General features: G+C 37.3%; 24 protein-coding genes, 4 tRNA genes and 4 pseudogenes. 18 read left to right on the forward strand and 14 right to left on the reverse strand.

What is annotated here, in order from left to right:
• Positions 1 to 49: 49 nt before the first annotated feature.
• Positions 50 to 637, reverse strand: coding sequence for a urate hydroxylase PuuD (locus CVFO_RS06600; RefSeq protein WP_201339268.1), 588 nt, complete (start codon positions 635 to 637; stop codon positions 50 to 52).
• A gap of 79 nt (positions 638 to 716) precedes the next feature.
• Between CVFO_RS06600 and mutM the strand changes: the two genes are divergently transcribed.
• The 3 genes from mutM to CVFO_RS06615 are packed head-to-tail and all read left to right on the forward strand — an operon-like array spanning position 717 to position 2,142.
• Positions 717 to 1,526, forward strand: a complete 810-nt coding sequence (mutM, locus tag CVFO_RS06605) for a bifunctional DNA-formamidopyrimidine glycosylase/DNA-(apurinic or apyrimidinic site) lyase (RefSeq protein WP_201339269.1) — start codon at positions 717 to 719, stop codon at positions 1,524 to 1,526.
• Positions 1,514 to 1,921 carry a S24 family peptidase gene (locus tag CVFO_RS06610; RefSeq protein WP_201339270.1) on the forward strand — a complete coding sequence of 136 codons (408 nt, stop codon included), beginning with the start codon at positions 1,514 to 1,516 and terminating at the stop codon, positions 1,919 to 1,921. The genes mutM and CVFO_RS06610 overlap by 13 nt, the downstream gene beginning before the upstream one ends.
• 2 nt (positions 1,922 to 1,923) lie before the next feature.
• Complete coding sequence (locus CVFO_RS06615; RefSeq protein ID WP_201339271.1) at positions 1,924 to 2,142, forward strand: DUF2798 domain-containing protein; 219 nt, start codon at positions 1,924 to 1,926, stop codon at positions 2,140 to 2,142.
• Here CVFO_RS06615 and pgeF read toward each other — a convergent pair.
• From pgeF to CVFO_RS06640, 5 genes are all read right to left on the reverse strand, one after another.
• Complete coding sequence (gene pgeF, locus CVFO_RS06620; RefSeq protein WP_201339272.1) at positions 2,123 to 2,839, reverse strand: peptidoglycan editing factor PgeF; 717 nt, start codon at positions 2,837 to 2,839, stop codon at positions 2,123 to 2,125. The two genes, CVFO_RS06615 and pgeF, sit on opposite strands and share 20 nt — an antisense overlap.
• On the reverse strand, positions 2,829 to 3,773 hold the full coding sequence (rluD, locus tag CVFO_RS06625; protein WP_201339273.1) for a 23S rRNA pseudouridine(1911/1915/1917) synthase RluD: 945 nt from the start codon (positions 3,771 to 3,773) through the stop codon (positions 2,829 to 2,831). The genes pgeF and rluD overlap by 11 nt, the downstream gene beginning before the upstream one ends.
• Positions 3,774 to 3,805: 32 nt before the next feature.
• A tRNA-Glu gene (locus CVFO_RS06630) sits at positions 3,806 to 3,880 on the reverse strand.
• Positions 3,881 to 3,986: 106 nt separating this feature from the next.
• Positions 3,987 to 4,061: transfer RNA gene (locus CVFO_RS06635), tRNA-Glu, on the reverse strand.
• 20 nt (positions 4,062 to 4,081) lie between these two features.
• Positions 4,082 to 4,157 (reverse strand) — tRNA-Ala (locus tag CVFO_RS06640).
• A 93-nt stretch (positions 4,158 to 4,250) separates the two neighbouring features.
• On the opposite strand from CVFO_RS06640, the gene CVFO_RS06645 reads away from it, so the two are divergent.
• The 6 genes from CVFO_RS06645 (at position 4,251) to CVFO_RS06665 (ending at position 7,084) form a co-directional block, all read left to right on the forward strand.
• The gene (locus CVFO_RS06645; RefSeq protein ID WP_201339274.1) at positions 4,251 to 4,973 is read left to right on the forward strand and encodes an MBL fold metallo-hydrolase; all 723 of its coding nucleotides are present in this window, start codon (positions 4,251 to 4,253) and stop codon (positions 4,971 to 4,973) included.
• Positions 4,970 to 5,599, forward strand: coding sequence for a nicotinate-nucleotide adenylyltransferase (gene nadD / locus CVFO_RS06650; protein WP_201339275.1), 630 nt, complete (start codon positions 4,970 to 4,972; stop codon positions 5,597 to 5,599). Before CVFO_RS06645 ends, nadD begins: the two co-directional genes overlap by 4 nt.
• A complete protein-coding gene (rsfS, locus tag CVFO_RS06655; RefSeq protein ID WP_201339276.1) occupies positions 5,596 to 5,928 on the forward strand; it encodes a ribosome silencing factor in 333 nt (110 codons plus the stop codon). Before nadD ends, rsfS begins: the two co-directional genes overlap by 4 nt.
• A 1-nt stretch (position 5,929) precedes the next feature.
• A complete protein-coding gene (locus tag CVFO_RS09155) occupies positions 5,930 to 6,238 on the forward strand; it encodes a 23S rRNA (pseudouridine(1915)-N(3))-methyltransferase RlmH (protein ID WP_281064394.1) in 309 nt (102 codons plus the stop codon).
• 71 nt (positions 6,239 to 6,309) lie between these two features.
• A complete protein-coding gene (locus CVFO_RS09160; RefSeq protein WP_281064419.1) occupies positions 6,310 to 6,402 on the forward strand; it encodes a 23S rRNA (pseudouridine(1915)-N(3))-methyltransferase RlmH in 93 nt (30 codons plus the stop codon).
• Between the two features lie 22 nt (positions 6,403 to 6,424).
• Positions 6,425 to 7,084 (forward strand): glutathione S-transferase family protein, encoded by a 660-nt coding sequence (locus tag CVFO_RS06665; RefSeq protein WP_201339277.1) that lies wholly within the window; start codon positions 6,425 to 6,427, stop codon positions 7,082 to 7,084.
• A gap of 26 nt (positions 7,085 to 7,110) precedes the next feature.
• Here the strand turns inward: CVFO_RS06665 and arsC are convergent, their stop codons facing one another.
• On the reverse strand, positions 7,111 to 7,458 hold the full coding sequence (gene arsC, locus CVFO_RS06670) for an arsenate reductase (glutaredoxin) (RefSeq protein WP_201339278.1): 348 nt from the start codon (positions 7,456 to 7,458) through the stop codon (positions 7,111 to 7,113).
• 12 nt (positions 7,459 to 7,470) lie between these two features.
• Between arsC and CVFO_RS06675 the strand changes: the two genes are divergently transcribed.
• Positions 7,471 to 8,046 (forward strand): TlpA family protein disulfide reductase, encoded by a 576-nt coding sequence (locus tag CVFO_RS06675; RefSeq protein ID WP_201339279.1) that lies wholly within the window; start codon positions 7,471 to 7,473, stop codon positions 8,044 to 8,046.
• Here CVFO_RS06675 and CVFO_RS06680 read toward each other — a convergent pair.
• Positions 8,038 to 8,982 (reverse strand): KamA family radical SAM protein, encoded by a 945-nt coding sequence (locus tag CVFO_RS06680; protein ID WP_201339280.1) that lies wholly within the window; start codon positions 8,980 to 8,982, stop codon positions 8,038 to 8,040. The genes CVFO_RS06675 and CVFO_RS06680 overlap by 9 nt on opposite strands.
• A gap of 57 nt (positions 8,983 to 9,039) precedes the next feature.
• A complete protein-coding gene (locus tag CVFO_RS06685; RefSeq protein ID WP_201339281.1) occupies positions 9,040 to 9,225 on the reverse strand; it encodes an Alvin_2107 family globule sulfur oxidation protein in 186 nt (61 codons plus the stop codon).
• A 114-nt stretch (positions 9,226 to 9,339) separates the two neighbouring features.
• Here CVFO_RS06685 and uvrD point away from each other — a divergent pair.
• A pseudogene (uvrD, locus tag CVFO_RS06690) lies at positions 9,340 to 11,505 on the forward strand (DNA helicase II).
• A gap of 283 nt (positions 11,506 to 11,788) precedes the next feature.
• On the opposite strand, the gene CVFO_RS06695 reads toward uvrD, so the two are convergent.
• Together CVFO_RS06695 and CVFO_RS06700 are read right to left on the reverse strand one after the other, a co-directional pair.
• Complete coding sequence (locus CVFO_RS06695) at positions 11,789 to 11,926, reverse strand: hypothetical protein (RefSeq protein ID WP_201339282.1); 138 nt, start codon at positions 11,924 to 11,926, stop codon at positions 11,789 to 11,791.
• A 154-nt stretch (positions 11,927 to 12,080) separates the two neighbouring features.
• A pseudogene (locus tag CVFO_RS06700) lies at positions 12,081 to 13,188 on the reverse strand (IS3 family transposase).
• A gap of 164 nt (positions 13,189 to 13,352) precedes the next feature.
• Here CVFO_RS06700 and CVFO_RS06705 point away from each other — a divergent pair.
• Positions 13,353 to 13,535 (forward strand): annotated as a pseudogene (locus CVFO_RS06705) (integrase core domain-containing protein); the annotation flags it as partial.
• 738 nt (positions 13,536 to 14,273) lie between these two features.
• Here CVFO_RS06705 and CVFO_RS06710 read toward each other — a convergent pair.
• From CVFO_RS06710 to CVFO_RS06720, 3 genes and pseudogenes are all read right to left on the reverse strand, one after another.
• Positions 14,274 to 14,768, reverse strand: coding sequence for a hypothetical protein (locus CVFO_RS06710; RefSeq protein WP_225879238.1), 495 nt, complete (start codon positions 14,766 to 14,768; stop codon positions 14,274 to 14,276).
• Positions 14,769 to 14,788: 20 nt separating this feature from the next.
• Positions 14,789 to 15,085, reverse strand: coding sequence for a hypothetical protein (locus tag CVFO_RS06715; RefSeq protein ID WP_201339284.1), 297 nt, complete (start codon positions 15,083 to 15,085; stop codon positions 14,789 to 14,791).
• A gap of 170 nt (positions 15,086 to 15,255) precedes the next feature.
• A pseudogene (locus tag CVFO_RS06720) lies at positions 15,256 to 15,981 on the reverse strand (16S rRNA (uracil(1498)-N(3))-methyltransferase).
• A 66-nt stretch (positions 15,982 to 16,047) separates the two neighbouring features.
• On the opposite strand from CVFO_RS06720, the gene CVFO_RS06725 reads away from it, so the two are divergent.
• The 6 genes from CVFO_RS06725 to CVFO_RS06750 all read left to right on the forward strand — a co-directional run bounded on the left by CVFO_RS06725 (position 16,048) and on the right by CVFO_RS06750 (position 20,774).
• Positions 16,048 to 17,265 (forward strand): aminopeptidase P N-terminal domain-containing protein, encoded by a 1,218-nt coding sequence (locus tag CVFO_RS06725; protein WP_201339285.1) that lies wholly within the window; start codon positions 16,048 to 16,050, stop codon positions 17,263 to 17,265.
• 4 nt (positions 17,266 to 17,269) lie between these two features.
• Complete coding sequence (gene trpD, locus CVFO_RS06730; protein ID WP_201339286.1) at positions 17,270 to 18,289, forward strand: anthranilate phosphoribosyltransferase; 1,020 nt, start codon at positions 17,270 to 17,272, stop codon at positions 18,287 to 18,289.
• A gap of 14 nt (positions 18,290 to 18,303) precedes the next feature.
• Positions 18,304 to 18,846, forward strand: a complete 543-nt coding sequence (gene orn / locus CVFO_RS06735; RefSeq protein ID WP_201339287.1) for an oligoribonuclease — start codon at positions 18,304 to 18,306, stop codon at positions 18,844 to 18,846.
• On the forward strand, positions 18,839 to 19,696 hold the full coding sequence (gene ispE, locus CVFO_RS06740; protein ID WP_201339288.1) for a 4-(cytidine 5'-diphospho)-2-C-methyl-D-erythritol kinase: 858 nt from the start codon (positions 18,839 to 18,841) through the stop codon (positions 19,694 to 19,696). The genes orn and ispE overlap by 8 nt, the downstream gene beginning before the upstream one ends.
• Positions 19,676 to 19,750: transfer RNA gene (locus tag CVFO_RS06745), tRNA-Gln, on the forward strand. Before ispE ends, CVFO_RS06745 begins: the two co-directional genes overlap by 21 nt.
• 70 nt (positions 19,751 to 19,820) lie before the next feature.
• Positions 19,821 to 20,774, forward strand: a complete 954-nt coding sequence (locus CVFO_RS06750; protein WP_201339289.1) for a ribose-phosphate pyrophosphokinase — start codon at positions 19,821 to 19,823, stop codon at positions 20,772 to 20,774.
• Positions 20,775 to 20,850: the final 76 nt, after the last annotated feature.

Consider the following 20,850-nt stretch of genomic DNA (forward strand, 5'->3'; position numbering starts at 1 on the left):
ACAAAAAACCGAGGCTTGCCTCGGTTTTTTGTAAGTTCTAAGATTTATTTTAGTGCCATGCAAGCATGGTTAATAACATTGGAATGGATAAAATAACATTAACGCTTGATGCTAATGCTGCATTTTTTTTTGCCATTGCAATTTCTTCTGCAGTTGCCTCTTTCATGCCTAAAATCTTTTGCTGATTTGGCCAAATGATAAACCAAACATTAAATGCCATTATGGTGCCCATCCATGCGCCGATACCGATAACTTGATAACCTTGTGCAAAGGTAAATGCGCCAATAATACCGTCCATGCCGCGAGATTGTAGTGCTAATAATATCAAACCTAAAATCCAAGTAGTTACTGCTGCCATGCGAAACCACAATAAAGCACGAGGCGCAATATATTTGCTAATGGCTGATGGCCCAGGGCCATCAGTGTCAGCCAGCGCTTGACCTACACCTGGCACTTGAACAAAATTAAAGTAATAAAGCAAGCCAATCCAAACAATGCCTGCCAATACATGTAGCCACACACTAAAAGCATAATGCTGATTAATAATGACATCCATACCTACCAAATAAACCACAATCGCAGTAGTAACAAAACCAAGCGCTATTTTACACTGAACCAAATTAATACAATTAAACATATTTCTCTCCGTAGTTATCAAAGTTGATTATTATAATAAGGTATTTTTCTTGATGTGTGTTAATTTTTAATCTTTTTATATGCCTGAACTTCCAGAAGTTGAAATCACTAAGCGTGGGCTTGTACCTTTAATTATCGGTCAAAAAGTGAGTCGAGTAATATTACATCGAGAAAATTTGCGTTGGATTATACCTAAATATTTGATAACAACATTGGCTAATAAAAAAATTAATACAATTGAGCGTCGTGGTAAATACTTATTGATTAGGTTTGAGGTGGGTACGTTAATTATTCATTTAGGTATGAGTGGCTCAATTAAGGTGGTTGATATTAAAACACCACTACTCAAGCATGAACATTTTGAATTGCAATTTAATAATAGTACAAGTATGCGCTTAAATGACCCAAGACGTTTTGGTGCAGTGCTGTTTTCAAAAGACGGTTCACACAAACTACTGGATTCGTTAGGAGTTGAGCCTTTGGAGAAATCATTTAATGATGGATATTTATATCAAAAATCACGAAGCAAACAGCAAAACATCAAAGCTTTTATTATGGATAGCAAAATCGTAGTTGGTGTGGGTAATATCTATGCTTGTGAGAGTTTGTTTATGGCGGGTATTAATCCGCAACGCAAGTCTGGCAGTATATCTAAAACTCGGTATAACACTTTAACTCGGTGTATTAAAGACATCTTGACTCAAGCCATTAAGGCAGGTGGCACAACCTTGCAAGATTTTTCTCAAGTTGATGGCAATCCCGGGTATTTCACCCAGACTTTGTCTGTGTATGGTTGTGAAAATAAGACATGCCATCTTTGCAAGGGTAAAATAGTTAGAATTGCACAAAACCAACGATCCACATTCTATTGTAAAAAATGTCAGACTTAGATACGCCACAAGAACTGTTTCAAACAAATTGCTCAACCAACTCTGAACCATTCGCACTGCAAAATTTAGGCAACTATATGACGCCAGAGTTTAGTGAAAATTGCATTGTCATTATTGACCCTGGCATGCAAATTCATAATCGTGCTTACGCTGTTGTACGTTTTGATGGTGAGCTATATTTTCGCCAGTATATTGAGCGTGGCTCAAATAAATTTTTAGTCTGCTTAAATACCCAACATGATGATATTGAACTTAAAGGTGAGTTTGAAGTGGTGGGTTGTGTGGTTCAACAAAAACAACGCAAGCAAAAACCACGACATTATTACCACCTTAATCCATTTACCAAAGAGATGGATTTTTACGTAAGTGGCAAGCTCAAAGATAAGGAGCAATAACCATGGAAAAGAAAATACATTTAACGTTTAGCATTGTTATGTCGCTGTTTATGGTTAGTATCATGTTTTTTATGGTGACTTATCTTAATATTGGCTGGACCGACCAAACCATTGACAAGTGGTTATCTGGTTTTGTTATTGCTTGGGTTGCTGCCTTTCCACTGTTGTATATTTTTTCGCCAATATTTAAAAAAATTATTATTAAGTCGCTATCCAAATAAGGTGCGCCATTCTGCCTGAATTTACACCGTCTCGTCGATAAGAAAAATAATCTTTTTCCTGTTCAACAGTGCATTGGTTGCCACCACTGATTGTCTTAATACCTAAATCATTAAGGGTAATGCGTGCAGCTTGATAGATGTCCAGATGATATTTTTCGCCTGTTTGGGTGAGTGCTGTACTCAGTTTTTCATCTTTGACAATAAATTGCTCAAATACTTCCTTGCCCACTTCAAGATTTTTTGATGAAATCGCTACACCAAAATGTATTAATAAATCACGTTCATCAAACTGTGTGATAAACGACTCAATCATGCCATTTAAAATCCCTTGCCAACCTGCATGAGCAATGCCAATTTGTGTGCCTGATTGATTAGCGGCAAAAATTGGCAAGCAACCTGCTGTCATCACCACGCAAACCACGCCTTTTTCACGAGTAATAACAGCATCTGCCTCACAATCATCAGACTGAGCGTCTAAGCAAATATTAGAGTGTGTTTGATTCAGCCATTTTGGCGCACTGGGTAAATCAAAATGCGTCATCAGTAGTTTACGATTATGGATAACAGCACCTGAGATATCGCCTGTGTGCGTTGCAAGATTAAAATTGCCATAATTGCCAATACTCACGCCGCCTTCTAAGTATCGCGGAGTTGAAAGCAACTTAACATTACTTGGAAAGTTTAGCTTAATTTGCATCAAATTTGACCAATACTTGCAATAAATCTTGCATATCTTGCGGTAGTGGCGCTTTGAATGACATTAATTCACCAGATGTTGGGTGCGTGAGGGTGAGTTTTTTAGCATGAAGAGTCTGACGATTGAAATTTTTAAGTGCGTTTTTTAATTGCTCGTCTGCTTTTTTGGGGAAACGAATTTTGCCACCATACATCGGGTCAGCAATCAGTGGATGTCCAATAAATGATAGGTGCACTCGAATTTGGTGAGTGCGCCCTGTTTCTAAAATTGCCTTAACGTGGGTGTGGTGTGCAAAACGCTCAATAACGCGATAATGAGTCAGTGCATTTTTACCATCTTCGACCACTGCTTGTCTAATTCTGTCTTTAGGGTCACGCCCTATTGGCTCGTCAACCATACCACCAGAAATCATATGACCATAAACAATGGCTGAATATTCTCGTGAAATGCTATGGGTTTGTAATTGCTCAGTTAAATACTTTTGTGCATATTCACTACGCGCAACGACCATTAATCCTGAAGTGTTTTTGTCCAAACGGTGAACAATACCAGCTCGGTCAAGATTAACCAAAGATGGATCATAATGTAGCAATGCATTGGCAAGCGTTCCTGTCCAATTGCTTGCACCAGGGTGTGTGACCAAACCTACTGGCTTATTAACAACAATAATCGCCTCATCTTCATACACCACGTCAATGGCAATATCTTCTGCTAACCATGCATTGGTTTTTTCAATTTTGATTGATAAGGCAACCACCTCACCACCTAAGACTTTCTCCTTGGGTTTGAAAGTTTTATAATGAATTAAGGCATCGCCAGACTTTATCCAGTGGGTAATTTTAGCACGCGAATAATTAGGCAACATTCGCGCCATTGCAGCATCAATACGCTGACCAATGAGGCGATTTGGGATAATAATACTTAACAAACTCATGTTGATTTAGCACTCACGTGGACATAAAATAGCGTCGCGTAAGAGATTTGAACTCCTGTTACTAGGATGAAATCCTAGGGTCCTGGGCCAGACTAGACGAACGCGACAAAGGTATTTTAATTGAGAACTTTAAGTAAATAGACTAAATATTTTGTAAGCAGACAAAAAAATGGCTTTGGCTTTTTTCAAAAACCACAAAGCCATCTATTAATATGGTATCGCCTAGGAGAGTCGAACTCCTCTTACCAGGATGAAAACCTGGGGTCCTAACCGATAGACGAAGGCGACATAACATTTTCTTTTGCTTATGGTGGAGCTAAGCGGGATCGAACCGCTGACCCCGACACTGCCAGTGTCGTGCTCTCCCAGCTGAGCTATAGCCCCAAAACACCACCAACATTACTGACTTATCAGCAAAAAATATAAATTATAATCTCTAAGTTGAATTAGTCAAGACATAATTGGTAAAATGATGGCATGGACATACGAACTTTTAAAGAAAAAACTTACACACTAGAAATTCTCTACCACATCGGCGCTTTGGAAGACTCTATTCATTTTATCTTTGACCATGTCACAAAAACCTGTGCCATTGTTGACCCGGCATGGGACGCACCCTTGTTTATTCAACGAATACGCGATAAAGGTTACACGCTCACCGATATCTGGCTAACGCATTGGCACTTTGACCATACCAATGCCGTTGATGAAATTGTAGAGGTAACAGGTGCTAAAATAACAGTAGGTGTTAATGAAGTGCTCTATTTACAGATTGATAGCTTGCCTGAAACCGTTGAAAACAACGACACTGTTTTTATTGGTAATACACCCGCTAAAATTATCAACACACCCGGACACAGCGCTGGTGGTATTTGTTATTTGTTAGAAGGGCATATTATTGCTGGTGATACTTTGTTTGTTTATGGGGCGGGGCATTGTTCATTGCCTGGTGGTAATATTAATGAATTATTTCATTCTATGCAAAAACTCAAGCACATTGATGATGATATAATGTTACATTGTGGGCATGACTACGGCTCAAAAGTTAACACAACAATGGGTGAGCAAAAACAAGGAAATGCTTTTTTATTGCTTGATAACGAGGCTGATTTTGTTAATTATGTCAACGGCATGCAACAAGGAAAAATCCCTTATCCTGAGGATGCTGTCACCCAAGCAGAAATTAAGGCTATGTTATGAGCATTGCAAAAGAGTCTAAGTTTAAAATGATTGGCTTTTTTGGTGGCTCGTTTGATCCCGTTCATTATGGGCATTTAAAAAATGCTGCTCAACTTAAAACCGAGCTTGGATTATCAAAATTATTTTTAATGCCTTGTGCTGAACCTGTACATAAAGAACAACTTGATTTTAGTGTCAATCAACGTATGGATATGTTGCGCTTGGCTGTTAAAGAATTTAACATGCTCTCAATAGACACTAGAGAAGTTGAGCACAATAGAGACTCCTACACCATTGACTCACTCAAGTACATTCAATCAGACTATCAAAATGACTCTATTTGTTTAATTATGGGGATGGATAGTTTTAACACGCTGAACAGTTGGAAGGCATATCAAACTTTTTACCAATATTGCCACTTAGTAGTCATTGCTAGACCTGGCGCTTTAACACATCAAGAAAAGTATGGTTTTAAATTAACCAGTGCAGTTAGTGATTTAGCAAAACAAAAGACTGGGTTTGTCTTTTTTGTAAATAATCAAATGCTTGATATTTCTTCAAGCACTATTCACGGTAAAATATGCAACCATAAAAACTTATCTGGACTATTGCCAGAATCTCTTATTGATTATATTAATGCCTTATGAATTTAGAACAACAATTAAAGACCGTTACTGACACCATTGAAGAATTAAAAGGTGAAGACATCGTCACCTTAAAAATTTTAGAACAAAGTGCTGATATTGAAGCCATTGTTATTGCCACAGGTCGATCCGTTCAACATGTGCGTGGCATCGCCAATAATCTTAAAATTGAGGCTAAGCGGCTTAACATGAAAATGCTGGGCATTGAAGGCACTGGAACTGGGCATTGGGTATTGATAGACTTAGCAGAAGTTGTGGTTCATGTGATGACAGAAAAAACCAGAGAATTTTACAAATTAGAAAAACTTTGGTCAGGATTAGAAAATACCTAATATGAAAATAAACCTGATTGTCATTGGTAAAAAAATGCCAGACTGGATACAAACAGGCGTTCATCATTATCAAAAGCAATTACCAGCCTCACTTAACTTTAACTTGATTACTCTTGAGGCGCAAAAACGTAAAGGAAAAAATAGTGAGCACATTAAAGAATTAGAAGGCGAGTTGCTTATTAAAGCTACAAAAGGTTCTAATTTAATCATCGTATTTGATGAATGTGGCAAGCAACACAGCACTAAATCTATGACTCATTTTTTATCAAATTGGCAAAAAAAATGGCGACCATGTTGCTTTGCTAATTAGTGGTGCTGATGGGTTAAGTGAGTCAGTCAAAAAATATTGCCCATCAATTATAGGGGTTGTCAAATTTAACATTGCCACACGCATTTGCAAGGCTGCTACTAGCGGTAGAACAAATTTATCGCGCCCATTCATTACTTACTAATCGCCCTTATCACAGAAAATAATACAACAATCAATCGAGGAATTATGAAACTAGAACTGATCAGCTTTAAACTTTGTCCATTTGCACAACGCGCTATTATTTCACTTAATACGCAAAATCTTGATTTTAAGATGACTTATATTAATCCAATGAACCTGCCTGATTGGTTTAAACAAATTTCACCAACCGGGCAAGTGCCTTTGTTAAAAGTAGATGATAAAGTGGTGTTTGAATCTTTGGTAATAACCGAATTTATTAATGAAATAAGTAGCCATAGTTTTCATCCTAGTGACCTCATTCAAAGGGCTAATAATCGCTCTTGGATTGTATTTTCATCAGGTATTCTTGGTGACTTATTTGGCATTATCACAGCTGATGAGGAAAAATTTAACCACTCAAAATCAGCATTATTTACCAAATTAGCAAAAATTGAGGCAGTTAAAAACAAAGCTAAATTTTTCAATGGCAATGATTTCAACATGATTGATGCCGCTTTTGCACCAATATTTATGCGCCTAAACTGGATTAATGAATTTACCAATAACACTTTATCACTTGATGAGTTTAAACATCTAAGCGCGTGGAGTAAAGAGCTGTTACAAGTAGATGTGGTTAGAGGTTCAGTGGTTGAGGGGCTGGATGATGCTTATTATTCCAATATTGAAGCGCGTAAAGGTCATCTATCAACCCTGCTTATTGACTAAAGCCTTCCAAATGAGCAAGGCTCTCTTTAAAGAATAGACAAAATATTTTCAGGTGGACGACCGATAACAACGCCTTTGCTTGTTCTTACAATGGGTCGTTCAATTAGTTTTGGAGTTTTGACCATGGCATTAACCAGTTGATTTTCAGTTAAAGCCTTATCATCTAAACCCTGCTCTTTGTACTCAGGCTCGCCTTTACGCATGAGCGATCTGGCTTCAAGGTTTAAATCGGTTAATAATTGCTTGAGTTCGCTACTGCTGGGTGGATTTTCTAAATATTTAATTATCTCAAAATCAACATTTTTTTGTTCTAAAATGGCTAACGTTGTTCTTGATTTAGAACATTTTGGATTGTGATAAATGATTGTACTCATGACTAAATAAATATGACAAAAAATCCCATTATACCTACAAAGCACGTATTTCAATTAGGCAATAAAATTGCCAAATTTGGTTTTATATGTTCGCTATTTTTAGCTTTGAATATTGCTCAGGCAATCAGCATTGATGACATTGTCAAGTCTGCTAATAACCTATGGCAAGAAGAGAGGAAAATCAAAATGCCTGATTTTTCTCTAACCGACCTTAACGGCAATGTGCATACCAATAAATCCACTCAAGGTAAATACTTAGTGGTTAATTTTTGGGCAACTTGGTGTCCGCCTTGTTTAAAAGAAATTCCAGCTTTTGTTGAGTTTTATGAAAAAAATAAGGACAAAGTTCTTATTCTAGGGCTTGACTATGAACAAGCTGACAAAGCGGCTATTATTGAGTTTACTGATACATTTATGGTGAATTATCCTATCATCCTTTTTGATGATAAAAACGGCGCTCAATTCACAAAATTTGGCGAAGTGCTTGGCATGCCAACGACTTATATCTATGGACCAAATGGCAACTTGGTTGATTATCAGATGGGCGAAATGGACATGATGGCTTTAGAAAAAACCATTTCAAAGTAACCAATCTTTAGAATGGTTACCATTATCACGCACCAACTTAGGTACTAAATACCCACTTAAGTTATTTTTTAATTGTTGATGTAGTTGAATGGCATAATCATCTTTGACTAAAAAATCTTGTGCGCCCTGCACTTTATCTACCATGTGTAAATAATAGGGCAATATACCCAAATCAAACAATTTCAAACAAAGTTCTGTCAATGTCTCTATTGAGTCATTCACACCTTTTAATAATACTGATTGATTGAGCAAAGTAACACCACTTAGTTTGGTGATTTTTTGTGCAAATTGAGCAGACAACTCTTGTACGTGGTTTGTGTGTAACACCATGACAACATTTAATCTTGAATGGTTAAGCATATCTACTAATTTATTGGTTATTCTACTAGGTGTCACAACAGCACTGCGTGTGTGAATGCGTAGTGTTTTTATATGCGCAATATTTGCAATATTATCAATCAATACGCTAAGTTTATCGTCACTCAAACTCAACGGATCGCCACCACTTAATATCACTTCATTGATTTTTGTATCATTAATAATATAATTTTGTATCTCAATCCAATTGCTGATAGCATCATGCTTAGCATAGTTAAAGTTTTGCCTAAAACAATATTGGCAATGAATGGCGCAAACTTGTGAGGCGATTAATAGTACTCTATTTGGATATTTATGAATAAGCCCAGCCACGGGGGAGTGTTTTTCATCTTCTAGTGGCGATAAACTAAAACTTGTATTTTTCGATAAACCTTTAGCACTGATGACTTGCTTTAGTAAGGGGTCATCCTTGTTACTTTTATCAATCAATTGTGCAAATTCTAAGGGGATTTTAATGGGAAAGGTTTGATCTTTGAATGCTTCTGTTTTAAAAAAATCATTACTTTGGTTGGCACCTTTAAGGGCATATCTCGCATGATGTTGCCAATTATTTTGCATTATAGTTAGCGCATAAAAAAACCCCGATAACGGGGTTTTTTTATGCGTTTTAAATATCTAGCAGAAGTTAGTAAAATTAGTGTCTGTGTGCTCTTTACCATCTTCATAGCCTGACTCCCATTCGTCAGTAATTCTTTGCTCTTCAATTTTAGGATTATTTAAAAAACCTGCAACCCAGCCTTGAGTATAGTTATCGTTTACACCCATTTCTTCCATTTTTTTAACGCCTTCATAGTAAGTCATTACCGATACTCCTTAATAGTGTTTATAGTTTTATTTACTTATATCAGCCCATCTTTCAACCGACATAAGAGAAAGGTAATATTATAACCATTTAATTCCAAGACAAGAAAAAAAATGAATTTATCTGAAATAACAAGCGGCCTAAACGACAAACAATGCCAATCAGTCACATTAAGTAATGAAAAAAATGCTTTAATACTAGCGGGTGCAGGCAGTGGCAAAACCAGAGTGCTCACACATAGAATCGCTTATTTAATCACACAAAAAGATATTCGAACCGATGCTATTTTAGCGGTTACTTTTACTAATAAAGCCGCTGCTGAGATGCGTGAAAGGCTAAGTACTCTATTAAGACGCCCTATTCAAAGCATGTGAGTGGAAATATTTCATAGCTTGGCACACCGATTATTACGCACTCATTATGAAAAAGCTAAGTTGACTTCTGGCTTTCAAATTTTAGATGCACAAGACCAGTTTCGCATTGTCAAACGTCTAATGAAAGAAAATCACATTGATGAATCTAAGTTCCCCATTAGAAAGGTTCAGTGGTTTATTAACAATCAAAAAGGCGAAGGTATTCGCCCGCAAGACATTGATCCTGGTTATAACTATTTTGTTAAAAAGTCTTGAAGTGTTTTGAACTTTATGAAGCGCACTGCCAAGCAAATGACCTAGTTGATTTTGCAGAACTACTGATACGTAGTTATGAGCTATTAAAAAATAACACAGACTTGCTTAATCATTATCAAGCGCGCTTTGAGCATATTTTAGTGGATGAATTTCAAGATACCAATACGGTGCCAATACAAATGGATTAAATTATTGTTTAGTGGCAATAATTAAGTATTTTGTGTGGGTGGTGATGACCAATCTATTTATGGCTGGCGCGGTGCAAAAATTGAAAATATCACCAAACTATGTACAGGTTTTACCCCTATTGAAACCATCCGCTTAGAACAAAATTATCGCTCAACTGGTAATATTCTAAACGCCTCTAACGTCTTGATTACCCATAACGCCAATCGTATGGGTAAGTCTCTTTGGACTGATGCTGGCAATGGTGAATTGATTGATGCCTATGAAGCGCGAACTGAAACAGATGAGGCAGATTATGTCATCAGTAGTATTCAAAAATTAATCACTGATGGTGCATCACCTAGTGATTGTGCTATTTTGTATCGCTCCAATGCCCAATCTCGTAACTTTGAAGAAGCGCTCATAAAATACAACATTCCTTATATTATCTATGGTGGTTTTAGGTTTTTCGAGCGTGCTGAGATTAAAGATGCTTTAAGTTATTTGCGTTTGATAGAAAATTCTGCTGACAATGTTGCCTTTGAACGTGTGATTAATTTCCCAACTCGCGGTATTGGCAATGCAACGGTTGAAAAAATACGCACCTTTGCACAAGATAACCACACCAGTCTTTTTCAAGCAGCCATACAAATGTCATCCACCCTACCAACTCGCGCTGCCAATGCATTAAGTAGCTTTGTTAACCTAATTGAGCAAATGACAGACGACACAAAGAACCTAGATTTATCTGAAGAAGTAGCCAACTTGCTTAATACATCAGAATTAATGATGCATTATTCTAATGATAAAACCGATAAGGCTGGCAGTAAAAAAGAAAATCTAGAAGAACTAATCACCGCAGCGCAACAATACAACCATGAACAAGATAGCGGGATGAACGAAGTGGTGGGGTTTATCTCTTTAGCACCACTAGATTCTAGTGGTGACACCAATGCGCCTATTAACCAAAATGTACAACTTATGACCATACACTCAGCCAAGGGGTTGGAATTTCCTTATGTATTTTTGGTTGGTATGGAAGGGGACTTATTCCCCTCTAGACAAAGCAAGGATGAGCCTCATTTAATGGGTGAAGAAAGACGATTATGCTACGTGGGCATGACTCGCGCTATGAAAAAACTATCACTCTCTTATGCTATTAAACGCTTTTTGCACGGACAATCCTTATACGCTTATCCTTCACGTTTTTTAGACGAAATTCCAAGTAAATATTTAAATAAGATTAAGGCTAAATTTGGTGCAACAATACAAAATTACAATGATGATAAGGCTTTTGATCAAAGTATTACACCCAAATCTGATGGCCAATTATTCATCGGCGCTTCAGTTAAACACACCAAATTTGGCGTGGGCACAGTGTTAAATTTTGAAGGGCAAGGCGATTCTACTAGGGTGCAAATAAAATTTAAACAAGTAGGCACAAAATGGCTGATTAGTTCGTATGCAAACCTAGGATTCGTTTAAACCTATCTTTATGACTGTTGAATATATAATACATAATAATGGCGTACTGCACCATCGTCCAGATTAAACAAAAACACTCAAACCAAACTAACAGCACTTATAGAGGCAATCAAACGCCCTAAAAGTTTTTTACACCAGTAACTTTAAAAAAAAATTAAGCGTAGATTATGGTTAATGGCTAACCCGACAAAATCCACAACACATAATTAAAGTCTTATGTGTGTGGCGTTCAACTGCTAGATTAATACCATAACTTGCACAAAATACAATAGCTCCAATATTATCAACGACCTAATATTTCCTTTTCAAAGCACTGCTTAAAAGCGCCATCTTTAAATCCACTATAGGCGGTCTCCCAGCCAGCCATCTTACAAGGCTCCTGTCCAGCCTTTTTCCCAAGAATTAAGATAGTTAGCCCCATGGATTTGGAGCAAATTGTCGCATGCCTTTACAATTGTATTTAGCATTTTTTCTATCACCTAAGTTAATTTTATCGGTCATTCCAAAGTAATCTAAAAAACCAGAATAATATTTAACCCTATTGTTTGCAATGCTCTAACCTACTTGGACACATTTCAAGCCGCTTTTTTCAATTCAGCCATCTTTTGAGCAGGTGTTAAATACCCAATCGCTGAATGAATCCTTTTGTAATTATACAAGTAGATATAACCCTCTACATTTTGCACGACTTCACTATGATTTGCAAAACTTTGATAATTTAATCTCTCAGTCTTCAGACTTCTAAAGAAACGCTCCATGACCGCATTATCCCAACAATTACCTCGCCTGCTCATGCTTTGAGTAATGTTGTTCTTGTTGCAATAATCAATAAAAACTTTAGAAGAGTATTGAGTCCCTTGATCAGAGTGGAACATGTGTTTATTTGTATTGGGCTGGTGTCTAGACACCAGCATTACTAAGCGCATCCTTTGCCAACTGAGCATTAGGCTGTTTTGACAATGCCCAACCAACAACTTGTCTTGAGCCTAAATCCAACACACTGGCTAAATAACTCCCACCTTGATAGGTTTTGATATAGGTAATATCACCAACCCAATGCGTATTAATTGATTGCTGCTCAAACACACGATTTAATAGGTTTTTTGCCTTTTTAAACATCAATCTAGTATTAGGGTAATAATGACGCTTTCTTGGGCGTATGGCAACTACATTGGCTTTTTTCATTAGCGTTGCAGTTTGGTAAATACCAATGTTATAACCTTGGTTATTCAAAACTACTCGCATTCTGCGTTTGCCATAGGTGTATCCAACTTCAATAGCAGTTTGTTTGATTAATTTAATCATAGCGTTGGTGTTGTTGTTTACTCGCTTATCTTTGACTTGATAGTAATAACTACTGCGAGGAAGTTTGAGTAATGCTCATAATTCTTTAGTATTGTATTGTTGGCAAGCCTTGTTTATCTTGATAATCATATCACTTGGTGATTGTCCACAGCGAACAAGGCTGTTGCCTTTTTTAAGATTTCATTGTCCCTTTGTGCGCGCCAAAGTTGTTTCTCAAGCAGTTGTATTGTTTGTTGTTCAGAAGTCAGCGCTTTGCCTGACTCTGGTGTTTGTCCACCAAGCTCTGCTAGGTATTGTTTTCTCCATCTGCTAACTGCTGAGGAGCAAGCTCCTGATATTATCATGATTTTTTTTATTGGTGTAATTCTCATGCACCATGAGTTTGGCATAATCTAGTGTTCCCCCCTCAAGGGGGTATTGAACAGAATGTTCAACGGTAAAAGTCACTCGTTGTTTTCTTGATTTATATTGTGTCATTACTGACCTCCTTATGGTTTGTATTATAAGGCTATCTTTGTGTCCAATAAAATTAGACTATTGCACCAACTCAAAATGCCTACATTGAGAGATTTAACCGTACAGTAAGACAAGAGTGTTTAGATCTGCATTTGTTTGATTCTGTTGAGCAAGCACAAGATGCAACCACACAGTGGTTATGGGTTTATAATAACGAACGACCGCACTTTGCCCTAGGTGGCATACCACCTAGGGCAAAGGTGGCGTGATAAGATGACTGTAAACAAGTCAAGCCTCTACTTTAGAGTTGTATGGAAAATTGGGGTATTAAACACTCGTTGAATTAGAAAAGCTCTCGTCTATTTTCGAAGATGAAGAATTGCTTGTAAGTGTTTTGGGTGAAGCTACCGTTTACCCATGAGTGAGAGTAACTCAAGGACAGTGATCTTATAGGTATTTCTCCAAAAAACCCAGCAGTTATCCCTGCCCCAAATGTGTTGACATCCGAAAAGTGGATGAACCTGTAGTATTTTGGTGTACTATAGAGCTAGAAGTGCCAAGTATGGGAACTTGAATTTGTTGTAACATTTGAGTTTAATGTTCTAGGGAATATACTATTCACTTGTATTTTTGCTTGATTGTTGACATCAAGTTTTATTTTATTTTCAATAATTGCTGGATAGTTTTTGTAAGCCGTAATTGATGTTGCACCGGCAGCATATTCTGTCGTATTGGGGAGAATAATGCGTTGTTTTACTATTAACAGGTACCCTCTAACACTTGTTAAGTTAGAAACATTAGTGCGCTTATAAATTTCATATCCAACAATAGTTTGTCCAAAAACTTCGCCTGCTTCTTTATTTTTCAGTTCAAATTCATGATTAGCACTGTAAAATTTTTATAATACTGTCTATTGTTCGTCATTTTAAAATATCTCTTGTGGATTATATCGTGTTTAATATCAATTAATTAAAATTTTACCATTGTGTTAAACAATAAAAATACAACTATATCCAATTAAAGATAATGTTTCCAGGTGCCCCTGTATGACTACCATCTTTACCTACAATGCCAAATTTACCAGCCCCTCCATTTGAACCATCAGTAGCTGCATGACTTCCAATACCTTTGTTACCACCATGACCACCGTCACCTCTAGACCAAAATAATGCTGTTTTTGTAACTGGTTGTATCAAGCTTTTATGCTCTTTAGGAAAACTAATAATAATAGGATTGCCATTTGCACCATTACCACCAGTACCACCAGTACCAGATGTTGTAAAAACAACCAAACTACCCGCACTTTCATTTGCTATACTTTTTATTACAATATTTGCAGGGAGGTTTGCAAGTCCATAATTGCCAATTCTAGCATCTTTGCCGTTTGAGCCAGTATTGCCCATTAGACCCATTGCCTCCAGACCCAGCCCACGTGCAAATACCTGGACTTGTGGCGCTTTTATCACTTCCATGTGCAGCTGGTCCATAATAGTTTTTACCATTCGAGCCTGCACTACCATTATTACCTTTGTACCCCAAAATACCGATACTTAGAACTACGATTGTTTGCTGTTATAGTCAAAGCAGTAGTAATAGATGTAATTGACCCTCCATCAAATGTTAATATATCTGCATTAATAAAATAAGACGAGGCTGCGGGCCCTACAACAATATCTTTATTGATGACTATATCTTTCCCATACATTACGCTTCCTTTAAAAGGAAATGCGATATCTATATAATCCAACGTTTTTTTAGCCATTAAATTATTTTTTCCAAGCATATAATCAGCAATTTCTTGTAAAAAAACATTATTCATACAACTATGTGGTAGACTTTTAGAAAATACTCAAATATACTAATAGTTATAAACTAAAACTTTTACATAATTGTGAATAATCATCAAAAAACCACCTTTCACCAACTTAACAAAAATTTACCATTTGGCTAATCAAATATAGTCATGCAAAAGTGTCAGATTAAAAAAAATTAACTACCCCATAAAAGTTGCATATTGGCTATCGCTGCGAGTGATGCGGTTTCAGTTCTTAGTACACGAGAACCTAACAATAAAGACCGATAGCCTGCTTGTATAGCTTGATTGATTTCTATTTCACTGAGTCCGCCTTCGGGACCGATTAAAATACTTGCCTTATCAACTGCTGTCAACTCTAATAGAGTTTGCTCACAACGATGATGCAGAACAAAGCCGTTGACAATTGGTTGTTGTAGAAAATCTCTCAAATTGACAGGTGTGAGCACTTCTGGAATAACAGAACGTCCCGACTGCTCACAAGCACCAATAACAATCTTTTACCAATGTGATTGATGCTTTGTTAGTTTGTCTAGTTTGTCGCCTTTGAATCTAACCACACAGTGCTGAGTAAAAATAGGAATGGTTCTATTAACACCCAATTCCACGGCTTTTTGTATTAAAAAATCCATCTTTTCGCCTTTGGCAATACCTTGAACCAAAGTGATGTCCAATTTAGACTCAGACGTATTTTGAGTGCAAGTGTATACTTCAATCTCACAATATTTTTTTACTTGCACAAGTGTGGCTAAATAGTTCTTGCCATCACCATTAAATAAAGTAATCTCTTGGCCTTGAGGAAAGCGCAATACTTTTGCTAAATGACGTGATGCATATTCATCAAGCATCAATTTCTCATTAATTTGCAAGGGGGTATTTTGGTACAATCGTACGTGTTTCATGGTATCTTTGTGCGTAATAAATAGTGAATAGAAATGTTCATACAATTAAGCCATATTTGATAAAAAATGATACATCAAAAAAGAAGACATGCACTGCTAAACCAGCTTGACAGCAATGCAGTTATTGTTGTTAGCACCAACCCTGAGCAGAATCGTTCTGGTGATGTTAATTACCCTTTCCGCGTGCATAGTGACTTTTACTACCTAACTGGCTTCCAAGAACCTGAGGCTCTGGCAGTTTTTTCTAAAAATCACTATACAATATTTTTACGTCCTAAAGACAAAACGCGTGAAATTTGGGATGGGGAACGTTTAGGAGTTTATGATGCGCCCAATACCTTAAAATCAAATTATGCTTTTTCTATAGATTTATTAAAAATAAAATTACCCCAAATAATTCTTAACAATCAAGTTTATTTTGATGCTAAAACTTGCCAATTAGACAACGACATTTCACGCCTTTTATTAAACCATCAATTGAAATCACTCGCCCCAACTTTGCACGAGATGCGCCTTATTAAAGACGAACTTGAGATAAGCACCATGCAAAAAGCTGCTAATATTTCAATCAAAGCGCACCAATTAGCAATGCAAGCAATCCAACCCAATATGTTTGAATTTGAAGTGCAAAGTATTTTTGACGGACACTTTACTAGGAATAATGCCCAACATGCTTACACGCCTATTGTTGCAGGGGGTGAAAATGCTTGCGTACTACACTACATAGAAAATAACAAAAAACTCAATAAAGACGACTTAGTTTTAATTGACGCTGGCGCTGAAGTGGATTGCTACGCTTCAGATATCACCCGAACTTTTCCAGTTAGTGGTCAATTTTCCCGTGCACAGAAACAAATTTATCAGATTGTGCTTGATGCTCAAATCAATGCCATCAATACCATCAAACCCGGTGTAAAAATTAATGAGCCTCATAAAGTTGCTACTAATACAATCGAACAAGGTTTAATTAACCTTGGCATATTAAAGACTGGTGGTGATTTATCACAATTTTATATGCATGGCACAGGGCATTGGCTTGGCCTTGATGTGCATGATGTGGGTCAGTACAAACAAGACGCTCATCACAGAAAATTTGTAACTGGCATGATAACCACTGTCGAACCCGGCATTTATATTCGTAAGGATGATAAAATTAACCCAATTTATCACAATATTGGCATCAGGATTGAAGATGATGTATTAGTAACCACATCAGGAAATACAGTACTAACCAAATCCCTCGCTAAAGAAATCAACGACATTGAGTCACTTATGAGCCAATAACACTATGAACATACAACAAGCAATTAAACAAATTATTAAAAAACAAGATCTTAGTGAAAGTGAGATGTACGCGGTGATGAATGACGTTATGACAGGCAAAACTACTGATGCACAAATTGGTGGTTTTTTAGTTGGCCTTGCGATAAAGGGTGAAAGTGTTGATGAAATTACCGCCGCTGCCAAAATCATGCGCTCTTTGGTCAAAGGCGTCACCATTAAAAGCACTCAACACTTAGTGGACACTTGTGGCACAGGTGGTGATGGACTGGGGTTGTTTAATATCTCAACTGCATGTGCCTTTGTTGTAGCTGCTGCTGGCGGGTCGGTTGCTAAGCATGGTAATAGTAGTGTTTCTTCAAAATCAGGCAGCGCTGATGTCTTAAAGGCAGCTGGTGTTAATCTTGATATGAGTGTTGAAAAAATTAGCAAATGTATTGAAAAAATTGGCATCGGATTTATGTTTGCACCTTTTCATCACGTTGCCATGAAGCACGCCATTGGAGCGCGCAAAGACCTTGCCATTAGAACTATTTTTAATGTCCTAGGTCCATTAACCAACCCTGCTAAAGCACCTAATCAGGTCATGGGTGTTTATGCTCAATCTTTAGTTGAACCGATTGCTCATGTTTTAAAAAATTTAGGTGCTAAACATATCATGGTTGTGCATTCTAAAGATGGCTTAGATGAAATTTCAATTGCTGATGACACGTTTGTGGCCGAATTGAAAGATGGCCAAGTTAGCACTTACACCATTAACCCTGCTGATTTTAGTTTACCACTGGGTGATTTAAATAACATTAAAGTCAATAATGTGGATGAGTCATTAGTACTGATTCAACAAGCACTTGATGGTAAAGATGGCGTGGCCAAAAATATCATTGCCCTTAATTCAGGTGCAGCTATTTATGTGTGCGGGCTTGCAAATTCACTACAAGAGGGTGTTAATAAAGCGCTTAGTATTTTAAACAGCGGTTCAGCCCATCAAAAATTGGATGATTTTGTCCGTGAATCAACGGGTTGTTAATATAGGGTTTTATAATGAATAAAGAAACTAACCTCATTTGGATTGATTTAGAAATGACAGGGCTTATGCCTGAAAAAGATGCCATTATTGAAATTGCCACTATTGTTACTGATGCACAACTCCATATTATTGCACAAGGCCCTTCTTTAGCCATTCATCAAAACGATGAAATTCTAGATAATATGGACCAGTGGAATGCCGAACACCATACCAGTTCTGGGCTGCTTAGGCGCGTTAGAGAAAGTAACCTTTCTTGCAAACAAGCAGAAGCCCAGACCTTAGAATTTTTAAAAAAATATGTTAGCAAAGGTGCCTCACCAATGTGTGGCAATACCATTTGTCAAGATAGGCGTTTTTTGTATAACTACATGCCAAAACTAGAGCAATTCTTTCACTACCGTCATATTGATGTTTCCACCCTTAAAGAGCTGGTTGTGCGTTGGAAACCTAATGCAAAAATGGTCTTTGAAAAAGACTCTGCACACTTGGCACTTTCTGATATCCAAGACTCAATTGATGAGTTAAAGCATTACCGAAACATTTTTATTAATGTCTAGCATTTGGCTTGCCCCTGCAAAAATTAACTTATTTTTGCACATTAACAACAAAAGAGAGGATGGTTATCATAATTTTCAAACCATTTTTCAGCTGCTTGACTATTGCGATGAATTAAAATTTTCTATCACTAGTAATGGTGTTATTAAACGCATTAGTGGCAATGAAGATGTAGAGCAAAGCCAAGATTTAATCGTTAAAGCGGCCAAAGCACTTCAACAACACACCGGCACAACGTTGGGTGTTAACCTCTCAATCGTTAAAAATATTCCAATGGGTGGTGGTTTAGGTGGTGGCTCTTCAGATGCAGCAACCACATTAGTGGCACTTAATCAACTTTGGGATACAAAATTAACCCAAGTGCAACTGATGAAATTGGGGTTAAGTTTAGGTGCAGATGTACCCGTATTTATTTTTGCTAAAAGCGCTTGGGCAGAAGGTATGGGAGAAATTCTAAGCCCTGTTAAAACACCTAATCATTATTTTTTAGTGGTCTTTATTAACCAACATATTTCAACTAAAGAAATTTTCTCTCATTATGCATTGACAATGAGCAAACCTCAAGGGAAAATAGCCAAGTTCTCTGAACTTGTAAATACTCATAATGACTGCTTACAGGCAGCCATAACGTTAGAGGCAGAAATTGGTGTTGCACTAGAACACCTTGATACTTGCGCTAATCATATTGGTCAAGCTAGAATGAGTGGCACAGGTAGCTGTGTTTTTAATGAATTCTTAACTGAGAAAGACGCTTTGGCAGCGGCTAAAAAAGTGCCAAAAAAATGGATGAGTTTTGTATCGCGTGCAATCAACACTTCTCCGATTCATAGTTGGGCTGTCGCCAAGCGGTAAGGCAACGGGTTTTGATCCCGTCATGCGCAGGTTCAAATCCTGCCAGCCCAGCCAACTTCTTTTTATGTTTTGTCTTCTTATCAGCGTATAATATAGCTACTTTAATAGTATTGATTAATCCTCTATGTCTCTTGACAAAATTAAAATCTTTAGCGGTAATGCTAATCCTGAGCTTTCTGGCGAAATCATTTCTAGTTTAAATATCGTACAAGGTAAAGCACTGGTGGGTAGATTTAGCGATGGCGAATCCCAAGTTGAAATATTAGAGAATGTACGTGGTTGTGATGTGTTTATCATTCAGCCTACTTGTGGACCTTCTCCGGCTGAAACCTTAATGGAACTTTTGGTTATCGTTGATGCACTTAAACGCTCATCAGCTACACGAATTACTGCTGTTGTGCCTTATTTTGGCTATTCAAGACAAGATCGTAGATCACGCCTAACTCGCGTACCCATCACAGCAAAACTTGCTGCAAAAATGGTTGAATCTGCAGGTGTTGATCGAATATTAACTGTTGATTTGCACGCAGATCAGATTCAAGGCTTTTTCAATATCCCAATTGATAATATTTATGCCCAGCCTGTTTTAATTGAAAACATCCTATCTAAAAATTACCAAGACATCGTTGTTGTATCTCCTGATGTAGGTGGCGTAGTAAGAGCACGCGCTGCTGCAAAGCGCTTAAATGATGCAGACCTTGCCATTATTGATAAACGACGCCCAGCACCCAATATGGTCAAAATCATGAATGTTATTGGCGATGTTGAGGGTAGAACTTGCATTCTGATTGACGATATGGTTGATACCGCTGGTACACTTTGCCAAGCCGCTAGTGTTTTGAAACAACGGGGCGCTAAAAAAGTAGTGGCCTACGCCACACATGCCGTTCTTTCTGGCAATGCCATTCACAATATTGAAAACTCTGAGTTAAATGAGTTGGTAACAACCAACACCATTCCACTTAATGCCGATGCTGCCAACTGTTCTAAAATTAGGCAATTGTCCATTGCACCAACAATGGCTGAGGTTATCAAACGAATTAGCGAAGAGCAATCTATTAGTACTATTTTTACATAATAGTCAGATAGAAAAATACCACAACACAAGGCTATGATTTTTAGCCGATAACTTTGGGTATAATCCATCCTTTGGT

The sequence above is a fragment of the Isorropodon fossajaponicum endosymbiont JTNG4 genome, from assembly GCF_016592615.1.
GTDB lineage: Bacteria > Pseudomonadota > Gammaproteobacteria > PS1 > Pseudothioglobaceae > Ruthia.

Excerpts from the sequence above, each read along its gene's own strand:
- orn (WP_201339287.1), top strand. The coding sequence starts at position 18,304 with ATGAATAAAGAAACTAACCTCATTTGGATTGATTTAGAAATGACAGGG.
- pgeF (WP_201339272.1), bottom strand. The coding sequence starts at position 2,839 with ATGCAAATTAAGCTAAACTTTCCAAGTAATGTTAAGTTGCTTTCAACT.
- nadD (WP_201339275.1), top strand. The coding sequence starts at position 4,970 with ATGAGCATTGCAAAAGAGTCTAAGTTTAAAATGATTGGCTTTTTTGGT.
- CVFO_RS06710 (WP_225879238.1), bottom strand. The coding sequence starts at position 14,768 with ATGGTAAAAACTATTATGGACCAGCTGCACATGGAAGTGATAAAAGCG.
- CVFO_RS06600 (WP_201339268.1), bottom strand. The coding sequence starts at position 637 with ATGTTTAATTGTATTAATTTGGTTCAGTGTAAAATAGCGCTTGGTTTT.
- CVFO_RS06645 (WP_201339274.1), top strand. The coding sequence starts at position 4,251 with ATGGACATACGAACTTTTAAAGAAAAAACTTACACACTAGAAATTCTC.
- trpD (WP_201339286.1), top strand. The coding sequence starts at position 17,270 with ATGAACATACAACAAGCAATTAAACAAATTATTAAAAAACAAGATCTT.
- CVFO_RS06615 (WP_201339271.1), top strand. The coding sequence starts at position 1,924 with ATGGAAAAGAAAATACATTTAACGTTTAGCATTGTTATGTCGCTGTTT.
- CVFO_RS06680 (WP_201339280.1), bottom strand. The coding sequence starts at position 8,982 with ATGCAAAATAATTGGCAACATCATGCGAGATATGCCCTTAAAGGTGCC.
- CVFO_RS06715 (WP_201339284.1), bottom strand. The coding sequence starts at position 15,085 with ATGAATAATGTTTTTTTACAAGAAATTGCTGATTATATGCTTGGAAAA.
- mutM (WP_201339269.1), top strand. The coding sequence starts at position 717 with ATGCCTGAACTTCCAGAAGTTGAAATCACTAAGCGTGGGCTTGTACCT.
- CVFO_RS06665 (WP_201339277.1), top strand. The coding sequence starts at position 6,425 with ATGAAACTAGAACTGATCAGCTTTAAACTTTGTCCATTTGCACAACGC.
- rsfS (WP_201339276.1), top strand. The coding sequence starts at position 5,596 with ATGAATTTAGAACAACAATTAAAGACCGTTACTGACACCATTGAAGAA.
- CVFO_RS06685 (WP_201339281.1), bottom strand. The coding sequence starts at position 9,225 with ATGACTTACTATGAAGGCGTTAAAAAAATGGAAGAAATGGGTGTAAAC.
- CVFO_RS06675 (WP_201339279.1), top strand. The coding sequence starts at position 7,471 with ATGACAAAAAATCCCATTATACCTACAAAGCACGTATTTCAATTAGGC.
- CVFO_RS06725 (WP_201339285.1), top strand. The coding sequence starts at position 16,048 with ATGATACATCAAAAAAGAAGACATGCACTGCTAAACCAGCTTGACAGC.
- ispE (WP_201339288.1), top strand. The coding sequence starts at position 18,839 with ATGTCTAGCATTTGGCTTGCCCCTGCAAAAATTAACTTATTTTTGCAC.
- arsC (WP_201339278.1), bottom strand. The coding sequence starts at position 7,458 with ATGAGTACAATCATTTATCACAATCCAAAATGTTCTAAATCAAGAACA.
- CVFO_RS06610 (WP_201339270.1), top strand. The coding sequence starts at position 1,514 with ATGTCAGACTTAGATACGCCACAAGAACTGTTTCAAACAAATTGCTCA.
- CVFO_RS06695 (WP_201339282.1), bottom strand. The coding sequence starts at position 11,926 with ATGGGGCTAACTATCTTAATTCTTGGGAAAAAGGCTGGACAGGAGCCT.
- rluD (WP_201339273.1), bottom strand. The coding sequence starts at position 3,773 with ATGAGTTTGTTAAGTATTATTATCCCAAATCGCCTCATTGGTCAGCGT.
- CVFO_RS06750 (WP_201339289.1), top strand. The coding sequence starts at position 19,821 with ATGTCTCTTGACAAAATTAAAATCTTTAGCGGTAATGCTAATCCTGAG.
- CVFO_RS09155 (WP_281064394.1), top strand. The coding sequence starts at position 5,930 with ATGAAAATAAACCTGATTGTCATTGGTAAAAAAATGCCAGACTGGATA.